Below are 10902 nucleotides of genomic sequence, written 5' to 3'. Positions count from 1 at the left end.
CTCCGCCACGCCGCGCCCCTCGTCCGCTCTCCTGTTCTCTTCGGCAGCGTGTCCCCCTTTTGTCCCCCTCCACCCGCCGCCGGGGGGCCCGGTCTGCCCCATGATAACAAGGCTCCCGCCTCCCCGAACTCCCCAAAGCGCCCCCGAACCCCCCCCCCGCTTCTGGGGCGCCCCGCCACGTCTCGACATGCCGGTTCCGACCTGTAATCCCGCCGGTAGCGTGCGCTTCAGGCGGCGGGCCGCGCCAGCCCATTGCTGCAACTGCTCCAAGGAGTTGAGAACGGGGATGATGCGGCTCTCGGCGCAGCGAATTTCGCTTCCAGGCTGCAAACCGTTGAGGACGAAGAGCTGGGCCTCAGGCGGCAGATTGGGCCGAAGGTGTACGGCTTCGACGAACTGGGCAACGAAGAAATGCCGGCAGCCTTGGGAGTAGAGCGCTTGCGCCACCTGGTCGGCGCCAAGACCATAGGCGTTGGCCTTGACGACGGCGGCCGTCTGCGCCGGCGCTACCATTTCCGACAGAAGCTTATAGTTGCGGCGCAGCGCACCGAGATCGATCGTCAGGTAGCCCGAAGCTCCCACGGAGCTTAAGGCCGCCTGGCTTCTGGATTCCAAAATCATGTCCATCAGATATCCTCTCTTGCTGCCAGAGAGGATATTGAAACGATCGAGAAATTTCCCATGATTTAGCGATTGATTATGCAATTGAACCATGTTTACTGAAATTATCGTTCACTTAATGAAATAATCGATCATGACAGCTCTGGATGCTATCGATCGCAATATCCTCCGGTTGCTTCGGGTTGATGCCCGGCAAAGCAACGCAAAACTCGCCGAAGGCGTTGGCCTGTCCCCATCAGCTTGCTTGCGCCGTATCAGGCTGATGGAGAAGGCCGGCGTTATAAGGGGGTACACGGCGCTGATCGAAGCGGCGAACGCAGAGGCCGCGATGGCCGTAATCATCAACATTACACTCGAGCGGCAGACCGAGGATCACCTGGATCGTTTTGAAGCGGCCGTCCGCAGGTATCCCGAAATCCAGGAGTGTTTTTTGATGACGGGCGGCTCTGACTACCTTCTGCGTGTCGAGGTTGCGAATGCTGGCGAATTCGAGCGGATCCACAAAGAGATCCTTTCCACCCTTCCTGGTGTCCTGAGAATCCATTCAAGCTTTTCAATTCGAAACGTGCTTGCAACGCGCTTAAAGCGACGGTGACGGGTTTGGTCTAAAGGCAACGACCGCCTTTTGTCGTCGTGCTCGACGACGCAATTGCGCCAGGCGTGCTGCAGATCGCAGGATATTGCTGGCCCGATCGCTGGCATCGGTCAGGAATTTTTCGGGCTTTGCGGCCACGATCGGGGAGGATATCGCCCGCCTTGATGAGGCCCGCCCGCCTCTTCCGCCAGGTAAACATGGGCGCGAAGGCGATCAGGACGGGCAGTGTTGTCGGAGTTGAGCGGCGAAGAGCTCTCCCTTGCCCCGACCTCATCCAACCAACATCCGATACCAGCGCGTTCGTGAGCTTCTCGAGCGCCCTCAAGCGCATTGCTGGCAAGCTTTCGAAGAACTGCAATGAGTTGCGTCTGCTTTAGAGTGGCCCCCGAACCGGATTGGGCGAAATCCGGCTGCCAGCGGTGCAGCCTGGTTCGTCCATCATGCCAGGCAAGGTCAACTAGTTATTCCCGAGGTGGTGGCCTATCAGGTTATTGGGCACGATCTGACCGTGACATTTGCAGCCGCGGCCGGGTTCGACAGGGTTCGTCGAGCCGAGGGACGTGTTGCGCGGTTACCTTCGCCATCCCGACTGATCGGGCTCTGAATTCAGCGCGCCTTTGAAATTCCTGGAGATGAACGCTGGAACCTCATCCGACAGCGTGCCCTGCTAAGCCATAGACCCAGGGCTCGTTGTCTTTTCGGTTCAGAAACTTGCGCCCTTTTGACATCGTGGTGACGGTTTCAGAAAGTTCAAGGCCACTGTCTTGAAGGAATTCAGTCAGTGGACCCGGCTCTCGTGTGTCAACGCGGGCGAACCGTCCTGTCAGATCCTTGAGATGCACGGCGGTGAGTTGGAGTGCGTCGTCGTCAGTGCTCGCCACGATGGGGCCAACGACATGGCCTCGGCCGAACTCCCGGCACATCGAAAAACCAACGAGTTGACCGTCCCGTCGCATTGTACGAATGGATGAAACTTCTGCGAGCAGCCTGAGCAGCCTTTCGCGGCTCGTCCCGAATGCCCGCGTATCCAGCGCTATGATCTCATCCACGGGGGCAGCGGAGGGCTCTGTCAGCTCTCCGTTTGGTTCTGGCAGCTCTCGGATCATCGGGCCGACCTCGCCTTGATATTGGTATACCGTTGCCTCCTGGGTAAAGCCCAGGGACAGATAGAGTCGATAGGCGGCTTGGGTAGAGTTCAGGCTCAAACTGCGGCCCCGGCAATGCTCAAATACCTGGTCCATGAGCCATCGACCGTTGCCTTGCGCTTGGGTGCGCGGCGTGGTGATCACGAGGCCAACGGTGGCGAAATCGTCTCCGTACGGGAACCACATTGCGCTTCCGAAAACGCGGCCTATACCATCCACCGCAACAATGCCTCGGCCGACGTGGCGCAGCCAGTCCCAGTCCTTGGGGCGATGTGGCCAACCGACACCTAGGGAGAGCGCGTGGAGCAGACTGACATCGACATCGTTGATGTCTCGCGCCACCAATTCGAATGACTTCAAGCGCACTGACTTAGGCATTTGAGTTAATCGCTCCATTTGCCGGGTTGCCACATTACTGGCAGGGCTGCGACTGTAGTATCTGCGCTCCCCGCGGCGCAATTATCGCACGCAATTGTCGGTAGAATCCGCTGTTTTTCAGGTATATTCGAAATCTTTCGCCAAACGATCGCTCAAATCGGCAAGGAGATTCCCGTCCGATTAAGCTCGCTAGCATCTGGTCAACTTTGGAGGCAACTTGGTCCGACATGAATACTCGCTAAGCTCATTGCGTTTGTCTCGGTCGTCAGGCCCGCCAAACCAACAGATAGTCGATTGGATACGCGGCGACTGTCTGGCTGCGGGCGCCAAGATGACATCGATCTTGGTCCTGAAGGCGATCGATATAATCCGGCGATATGAATGACTTCTGTCCTGCGCATTAGCCGCCTCGCCAAGGCGGCCTGCGGCCATGAATGTGCAACTGGCGCGGTCGCCAGGCTTTGACTTGAAATCGCTTGTTAAAAACCTGCGGCGAGTACAGCCGAATCAGATGGCGCAACAAGCATGTTTTGCAACGCCGCCCATCTAGCCTGCGATTTTGATGAGGGCGCGCTCCATGGCTGCAAGAAATTGGTCCACATGCTCGGCTTGGCAAACGAGCGGAGGGCGCACTTTAAGCGTATCCTCATTGGCGCCCGTCGTGCTAACAAGGACGCCGTCGTCTCGCATGGCATTCACGACATTCAAAGCCATGCTTCGCCGGCTTGCCGGCGTTGTGCCATCCAGCCCCAGATCGATGCCAAAGAATAGACCTGCGTTTCGAATGCCGGAGATGCCGTAGGGCAGCATTGCAAGTTTCTCCAGCCCGGCTCGGAGGCGCTGGCTCATGGCAAGCGCTTTTTCGGGGATCTGGTCGCGCTGCAGGATCGTTAGCACAGCGTCCGCCGTCGCAATTCCAACTGTATTGCCGGCAAAAGTGTTTGAATAGCGAGAAGTGGCACCAAATTGGTCCATCGGTGCTCTGCGACCAACGACAGCGCCAATTGGAAATCCGTTGCCCATAGGCTTGCCGAGGGTGGCAAGATCCGGAACGATTCCGTGCCGCTCAAAACCCCACATATGCTCGCCAGTCCGCCCAAAGCCCGGTTGAACTTCATCGGCGATGACGAGACCACCTGCCTCTCTGACTGCCGCAACTCCACCCGCAATGAAACCAGGAGGATCTACCCATACGCCATCGCTGGAAAAGATACTGTCGATGAGGAGGGCCGCAACACCGATGCCACGACGATTCAGATCCGTGATGGCCGACCGAATTTGTGCCTCAAAAAATTCCGCGGCTTGTGATTCCGGCACGCCCGCTGGCCCGGGTAGCTGTACCATGCGCACGAACGGGCTGAGCTTGACCGCGTCTCCCAAATTCGGGGAAACAGCGGCGGTAGCGGCGCTAGTGCCATGATACGCATAGTTCGACACGATCACGCCTTCGTTGCCGCTCGCAAATCGCGCGATACGCAGGGCCAAATCGTTGGATTCACTTCCCGTGCAAGTAAAAACAACCCGATCGAGCTCGTTTGGGAAGGTATCAACCAATCGCTCCGCGTAATCGACGAGCTTTGGCTCGAGATAGCGCGTGTTGGCGCTTATCCGTGCCGCCTGCTCAGCCATTGCGGCGGTTACTTCTGGGTGGCAATGGCCGAGAGACGGCACATTATTGTAGAAATCGAGATATGCCCGCCCGTCAGGATCGTAGAGCCACATGCCTTCGCCGCGAACGAAGTGCACTGGCCGGCGGTACTGGAGCCTATAAGAGGCCCCAAGAACTTCGTCACGGCGAGCAATTAGCTCGGACTCGCGTCCGGGAAGGTCAGCTTCGCCGGGTATGTAGCGATTTGGCATGAGATCTGTCGACATGTGCTTTTGCCTGCTTACAAGAGTGCTTGATCAATCTTTGGTCGTCTTTTTTTTGGCGACCGTCCGGCCGAGCGAACCGAAATGGCGTTTACGACCGGAGTGACGACATTGCCGCGAGGACCGCCGCCTCGCCCGCTGCGACACCAAGAGGCGTTAGGATAGCAAGGCCGTGCTCGGCACGCGCGACATTCTTTTTGATGTACTGAGCGTCGGCCGGAAAAAGGTAGGACCGCCAGTAGTTGACTAGGATCAATGCGCCTTGTCTCGCCCGCATCAGTGCGACGAGCAGTCTTGCTTCCAGCGCCGAAAGTGGAATGACAGAGGCATAGCCGGCAATAAGATGCTCGGCCCCACCCAAAGGAAAGGTCGGATCCTTTACGACGTGACTTGCGGCGATCGCAAGATCCTGGATTCTGGGACTCCAACAGCCATCGCCAAAATCGATGAAACCCATTCCCTGGTCAGTCACCATCATGTTGAATGGGCTGGGATCATTATGCGTTACCTGCCACGCCACATTCGAAAGTTGCGGCTCAACAAACTCCACATACTCGCCCATCGCGACGCGTACGCTATCTGCAACGATGTTGGATGGCAGGTATTGCTCTAGTTCCATCAGCCGCGACCAGCACCCGACGTGCCAAAGAATGGGGCGGTGGGCCGCGGGCACACTGACCAGATCAAGAGCTAAGTCGAGCCGCGCGAGAGCACTGCCAGCTCGAAAAAGCAGATCGGGCGTTGGCGTCGCGTGGTGCAGCGGAACACCTTCGAGGCGAGTCTGCAAGTACCCGCATATTCCCTCTTGCTCAAACATCAATGCGCCGTTGCTCGTGCGGAGCACTTCGGGTGCAACGAAGCCCGCGGCTCCTTGCAATCCAGCCATAACGCCGGCTTGGAAACGAAAGCTATCGACCGCCTCTGGTGTTGTCGACGTCTTTAGGATTAGTCGGCTGCCGTCCGACACGGTGACTTCAACGGTGCGCTCTACCTCAGAGGATAATGTCGCCAATGATCCCGTCAATCCGTAGTGCCGCTTCAGCAAGGCCGCCGACAAGTCCGGTTCAGAGCAACCCGGCCGCTTGGCCAGGATGGCGGCGGCGGCGCGAAAATTGGCTTCCGTTGAAGCTGCTGTGTAAGGCAAATGGTTGGCTCCCGCTGGCATAGAGCCATTGAGTTGACCTGCTCTATCGGGGACTAGATCACGAGGAGCACGCAATTCGAAAGATCCTTGCCTGTTGGGAATGGTTGTTCTCGTGTTGCGAAAGACGGAGCTCCGGCGAAGAAAACCCGCAGTTTCTATGCCTTGCGGTGTCAAGACAGCACCGGTGGCAGCGTGCGCAAGGATGGGGCCGTGCTCTGCAAGGACCCATTCTCGCCTTCAGAGTCCAAAAACACCCGGCAGCTTCGTCACGTCGGGGATTTCCGCATATTCATAGAAGGGGTTGGCGGGCTCATGGCCGCGATTGACCCAGACCTTGCTCTTGATCCCCAGATCATAGGCAGACATCAGGTCGTGTCGGAACGACGAGGACACGTGGGTAATGTCCTCAGGGCCACATCCCAGCATGTCGAACATATATTCGAACGCTTTGAAGGGCGGCTTATAGGCACCTGCCTGTTCAGCGGTGTAGACGGCATGAAATGGCGCGCCGAGCTTGGCCACGTTCGATGGAATTTGGGCCACCATGGAGTTCGTAAGGATAACCAGCGGAATTTCCTTGGCCAGTTTAGCCAATCCCTCCGGTACGTCCTGATGTGGTCCCCAGCTCGGGATGCGATTGTAGATCGTTTCAGCGTCTTCGGCACGGAATGCAACGTTGTTGCGGCGGCAGGTGCGCTCCAGTGCGTTGTGAACGACATCTGCATAAGGCTTCCAGTCCTGCAACACCTCATCGAGGCGATAGCCTTGGAAGTTTCTCACGAACTCATCCATGCGCGGCCCATCCAGAAGATGACCGAACAAATCCCTAGCGGCTTCGGCCATTTGGAAATTGATAAGCGTGCCGTGGCAATCAAAAGTCACGTATTTCGGCCGGAAGCGGTCCATGTCCTTGGCTCCTGTCAATTTACCCTATGAACCGAGCATAGCTTTTTGCCTGTGGCAGAATGTGCCGAAGTGCATGGCCATTCGGCAGAAGGCCTCGCCTGGTCACCGCAAAACCAGCACGACGTTTTGCACTGCTGCCTCATACGAGACTTTCGAACTGCACCAGTCCGAGGAAGCCAGACGATGCTTGGCACCACCTGCACAATCGTTTTGCCGGTCCCAGCCGCTCTGCTGGCTTTGTTCAAAATTGATCATTACGGCGCCCCATGCCGAATAGCGACGACATCGCTGTTTCGTTGCTCGTTGTTGCGTTAGCCGTGGGCAGCTCCCGCCTGCCTGGACGACGAGCTCAACCCAAGTGGCCGAAAATGCACTGGTGGGATCGGACCTGCCGTTGTCGGGCGTTCCTGGTTTCCATCGCGAGGCCGTCAACTCCCACGGGCGGCCGGTCTCGAGGCTCGAGATCGGCAGCGTGGTCGCGTGAGTTACTGATTAAGAATGCTTTTTTGCAAAACTCAGTCGCGCAAGTCTAATGTTTATTGGGGGTCCTGCGCGACGATTTTGGCGCGTGACCGTTCCTAGACTTTGCTATATTTTCTTAAACTTATCTCGGACTCTGCGGTCAGCCAATCTCGCAATGCGGAGAGGCCGGTTGAAACAATGATCGACTTCGGATGGATCAGGCCATAGTCGGTCCCGTCGCAATCAAAGCCGAGTGGTGCTTCCAATCTCCCATTCGCGACGTCATCCGCTGCAATCGCTTGTGGTGCAAGAGCAACGCCAAGACCACCCAGGGCCGCTTCTGCCATCAGGAAATGATGATCCAGCAATCGGGTCGTTCGAGGACGCGGCGCATCCATGTGCTCGTCGAACCACGCTTCCCAAGCATTCGGTCGCGTCCGTGATCCGAGCGCGACATAGTCGCCACTCTCGAACCGTTGGCGCAGGGATGGCAGCATTACCGGACCAACACGCTCGGGCATTAGCCTGATGATGGTCCAGTCCGGGTCCACCAGAAAATCGAGACGGCGGATCGCAAGCGTCACCCGGTCACGCGCGAAGTCGAGCCCACCGCCGCCGGTCGACAAATGCACCTCAACATCCGGGTATCGATCCTGAAACCCAGACAGGCGCGGAATCAGCCAGCGCATCGCCAGCGAGCGCTCGCAGGACAGGATGATCGGAATGGGCGTCGAGCTGGATCTGATTTCTGCCAAGGTATCAGTGATTAGGCTGAACGACTTGCCCGTCGCCTCCGCCAGCTTCTCGCCATCGGAAGTCAGACGCACTCCGCGTCCGTCTGCTTCGAGCAAGCGCAGACGAAGATCGGCGGAAAGTTTGGAGACGCGACGGCTGACTGCACCATGCGTCAGAGCGAGTTCGGCCGCCGCTGCACGCACAGACCCCAGACGCGCCACTGTTTCAAAGGCCCGCAGATCGTCAAGAGAAGGTATGTCAGATCGTTTCATTGGTGATCTCATATCACCAACAAATGTCAAATCATATGGATAATCGGTTCTGACCGTTCTGCTATCCTCACCAACATGAAGCAGACCACATCTCTCCTCGTCGGGATAATCGCCGACGACCTGACCAGTGCTACCGACGGCGCGGCGGCCTTTCTTGGAAAAGGCCATACGCCTCTGATCAAGCGGAAAATCGACGGCCCTCAAACTGGGGCCGTCGTTTCGATCGACACCAACAGCCGCGCCTCTGCCATCTGGCAGGCGACAAAGGCTACGGCCGACGCTGTGTCGGCCCTCTCGAATGCCCGCCTTCTGTTCAAGACGATCGATTCGACCCTGCGCGGCCATATCCGCGTGGAAGTCGCCGCCGCCTTTCGCGCAAGCGGCCGAAGCCGGCTTGTCATCGCTCCGGCCTTTCCCGGAGCGGGGCGGCTCACTGTCGGCGGAATCCAGAAGGTGAATGGCATTCCCGTGAGTGAAAGCGTCTACGGCTGTGATCCGGTCCATCCCGCAGGCACATCGCACATTGCTGATCTCATCGAACCGTCCCTGGGCAGACCGATCATTCTTGCCCCCGACAGTTCCCGCGATGCGGCGACGACCGCATCCATATTGATTGTCGACGCCGACAGTCAAGACGTACTGAACCGGCAAGTCGCCGGCATCCCCGATCCTGAGACTGTCCTGTGGGTGGGCTCTCCCGGTCTCGCCGTCGCGCTGGCATCGCTGATCCCTACGGTGCCAAATGGATACTCGGTAACGGAAAAAGCCGCCGGGCGCGTGATGATCGTCGCAGGAAGCGCCAATCCAGTGACACACGCCCAATGCGAGACTTTGCGCGCACAAGGCGTTCCTGTCGTCACCGACGTGGCCGACGCTCCAGGTGACACCCGTGTGATTTGCCTTCGGTCACCGCTGCAACGGCAGGAAAATACCAGCGCGGTGATGGCGGAGCTCGCCGGACAAGCAGCCGCAGCGGTCGTTTGGCATGACTATGATACGGTGATCGCCACCGGAGGCGAGACGATGGCGGCGATCCTCGACCGCCTCGGCGTCAGCCGTTTCTTTCTCACCGAGGAGCTGGCGCCCGGCTTTCCGGTCGGCCGCGCCGAACGGGCGGACGGAACGTCGGTTACCATCGCCATGAAGGCGGGAGGGTTCGGCTCACCCTCGGCACTCCTTGATGCCGCCCGCGACCTGCTTGCCAAACCGCTTTCAGGAAAGGCTCTCATCCATGACCGCCCATGACGCTCCTCTCGCCGTGACCATGGGCGATCCCTCCGGCATCGGCCCCGAGATCATTGCAAAAATGTACCTCCGCCGCCCGGACAAACGGCACTGGATCGTCGTCGGTGATGCGCTGGTGATGAACCACGCCCTTTCCGGGCTGGATGCCGATGTGCGGGTCCGGCCGATCGCCTCCCTCGATGAGACCCTGTTCGAGGACGGAACGCTCAACGTGCTTTGCTCATCCCAGCTCCGGACCCTGCCACCGGTTAGCCAGGTTTCGGCCATCGGTGGACGCGCGGCGTTCGACGCCATCCTCGCCGCGATCCGACTGGCGCGGGACGGGCGCGTGGGCGGCATCGTCACGGCTCCGATCCATAAGGAAGCGCTCGCCGCCGCCGGTCTGCACTATCCCGGCCACACCGAAATCCTGGCCGATCACGGCGGCGCTCCAAAGGTCGCCATGATGCTGGCCAACGAGGACATTCGCACGGTCCTCGTCACCGTCCATTGTTCGCTGTCCGAGGCAATCCGCAAAGGCGATTTCGCGGCACAGATGGACGCGATCCGGCTGGCCAACGCCGGTGCGCAGGCCCTCGGCATCGCCCATCCGCGCGTCGCTGTCGCGGGCCTCAATCCTCATGCCGGCGAAGGCGGCCTCTTTGGAGACGAGGAAATCCACATCATCAGGCCGGCCATCGAGGCGGCCCGTGCCGAAGGCATCGACGCGTCCGGCCCATGGCCCGGCGACACCGTGTTCATGCAGGCCCGCAAGGGTCGTTTCGACATCGTGGTTGCGCAGTATCACGACCAGGGCCTCATTCCAGTCAAATACATGGGCCTCGACCACGGCGTGAACGTCACGCTGGGCCTACCGTTCGTGCGCACCAGTCCCGATCACGGCACCGCCTTTGACATCGCGGGGACCGGCGTTGCCGATCCCTCCAGCCTTGAGACCGCTTTCGACTACGCTCTTCGCCTGAAAGCTTCCCTCCCGAACCTGAAAGCCGACACCCCATGACACAATTCGACTTCATCTTCATGCTGACGCGCAACGACCGCACCGTGGCCGACGCCCCGGTCCACGCCGAAACGGCGCTCCGGGCCGGAATCCGCCACATCGGCTTCAAGGACGTCGGCCTGCCGCTGGAAGCACTTGCCAGCCTTGCCCGCCAGATCCGCGAGGGGGGAGCCAGCACTTATCTCGAAGTCGTATCGCTCGACCGCGACAGCGAGATCCTCTCTGTCAAGGCGGCGATCGAGCTCGGCGTCGACTATCTTCTCGGTGGCACCCATGCCGAAGACGTGCTGCCGCTTTTGGAAAGGACGCCTATCCGCTACTATCCGTTCCCGGGCCGCATCGTCGGGCACCCGAGCATTCTCAAAGGATCCCAGGCCGAGATCGTCAAAAGTGCAGTCGCGCTCGCCAGCCATCCCGGTGTTGCCGGTCTCGACCTTCTCGCCTACCGTTCGCCAGGCAATGTGCCATCTCTCATCGACGCTGTGTGCCGGGCCGTGCCCAAGCCCATTATCGTTGCGGGATCGGTC

General features: G+C 59.2%; 10 protein-coding genes and 1 pseudogene. 5 read left to right on the top strand and 6 right to left on the bottom strand.

Going from position 1 to position 10902, the window contains the following annotated elements; all coding sequences use genetic code 11:
- Positions 1-627: alanine racemase (locus C9413_RS19740; protein ID WP_170250796.1), on the bottom strand; the 627-nt coding region annotated here is incomplete at its 3' end.
- A gap of 127 nt (positions 628-754) precedes the next feature.
- Here C9413_RS19740 and C9413_RS19735 point away from each other — a divergent pair.
- On the top strand, positions 755-1216 hold the full coding sequence (locus C9413_RS19735) for an Lrp/AsnC family transcriptional regulator (protein ID WP_039843901.1): 462 nt from the start codon (positions 755-757) through the stop codon (positions 1214-1216).
- Between the two features lie 127 nt (positions 1217-1343).
- Positions 1344-1748: pseudogene (locus tag C9413_RS34250) on the top strand (lyase family protein); the annotation flags it as partial.
- Between the two features lie 115 nt (positions 1749-1863).
- Here the strand turns inward: C9413_RS34250 and C9413_RS19725 are convergent.
- From C9413_RS19725 to C9413_RS19705, 5 genes are all read right to left on the bottom strand, one after another.
- On the bottom strand, positions 1864-2739 hold the full coding sequence (locus tag C9413_RS19725; RefSeq protein ID WP_039843903.1) for a GNAT family N-acetyltransferase: 876 nt from the start codon (positions 2737-2739) through the stop codon (positions 1864-1866).
- 546 nt (positions 2740-3285) lie between these two features.
- Entirely contained in the window at positions 3286-4614 is a 1329-nt protein-coding gene (locus C9413_RS19720) for an aspartate aminotransferase family protein (protein WP_039843904.1), read from the bottom strand.
- Between the two features lie 88 nt (positions 4615-4702).
- Positions 4703-5755 (bottom strand): phosphotransferase, encoded by a 1053-nt coding sequence (locus C9413_RS19715; RefSeq protein ID WP_223843969.1) that lies wholly within the window; start codon positions 5753-5755, stop codon positions 4703-4705.
- A 237-nt stretch (positions 5756-5992) separates the two neighbouring features.
- Positions 5993-6661: a haloacid dehalogenase type II gene (locus C9413_RS19710; protein ID WP_170250795.1), complete on the bottom strand. Its 669-nt coding sequence runs from the start codon at positions 6659-6661 to the stop codon at positions 5993-5995.
- Between the two features lie 578 nt (positions 6662-7239).
- Positions 7240-8160: a LysR family transcriptional regulator gene (locus tag C9413_RS19705; protein ID WP_223843970.1), complete on the bottom strand. Its 921-nt coding sequence runs from the start codon at positions 8158-8160 to the stop codon at positions 7240-7242.
- Positions 8161-8205: 45 nt separating this feature from the next.
- Here C9413_RS19705 and C9413_RS19700 point away from each other — a divergent pair, with 45 nt between their 5' ends.
- The 3 genes from C9413_RS19700 to C9413_RS19690 all read left to right on the top strand — a co-directional run.
- Entirely contained in the window at positions 8206-9375 is a 1170-nt protein-coding gene (locus C9413_RS19700) for a four-carbon acid sugar kinase family protein (protein WP_052451479.1), read from the top strand.
- Positions 9362-10375, top strand: a complete 1014-nt coding sequence (gene pdxA / locus C9413_RS19695; RefSeq protein ID WP_039843907.1) for a 4-hydroxythreonine-4-phosphate dehydrogenase PdxA — start codon at positions 9362-9364, stop codon at positions 10373-10375. The genes C9413_RS19700 and pdxA overlap by 14 nt, the downstream gene beginning before the upstream one ends.
- Positions 10372-10902 (top strand): 4-hydroxythreonine-4-phosphate dehydrogenase (locus C9413_RS19690; protein WP_170250794.1); only part of this gene is annotated, 531 nt, incomplete at its 3' end. The genes pdxA and C9413_RS19690, both read left to right, overlap by 4 nt.

The sequence above is a fragment of the Rhizobium sp. SEMIA 4085 genome, assembly GCF_013004495.1.
Lineage (GTDB): Bacteria > Pseudomonadota > Alphaproteobacteria > Rhizobiales > Rhizobiaceae > Rhizobium > Rhizobium gallicum.
The sequence above is the reverse complement of the archived record's forward strand: the minus strand, read 5'-3'. Positions and strand labels throughout refer to the sequence as shown.

Excerpts from the sequence above, each read along its gene's own strand:
- C9413_RS19735 (WP_039843901.1), top strand. The coding sequence starts at position 755 with ATGACAGCTCTGGATGCTATCGATCGCAATATCCTCCGGTTGCTTCGG.
- C9413_RS19725 (WP_039843903.1), bottom strand. The coding sequence starts at position 2,739 with ATGCCTAAGTCAGTGCGCTTGAAGTCATTCGAATTGGTGGCGCGAGAC.
- C9413_RS19720 (WP_039843904.1), bottom strand. The coding sequence starts at position 4,614 with ATGTCGACAGATCTCATGCCAAATCGCTACATACCCGGCGAAGCTGAC.
- C9413_RS19710 (WP_170250795.1), bottom strand. The coding sequence starts at position 6,661 with ATGGACCGCTTCCGGCCGAAATACGTGACTTTTGATTGCCACGGCACG.
- C9413_RS19700 (WP_052451479.1), top strand. The coding sequence starts at position 8,206 with ATGAAGCAGACCACATCTCTCCTCGTCGGGATAATCGCCGACGACCTG.
- pdxA (WP_039843907.1), top strand. The coding sequence starts at position 9,362 with ATGACCGCCCATGACGCTCCTCTCGCCGTGACCATGGGCGATCCCTCC.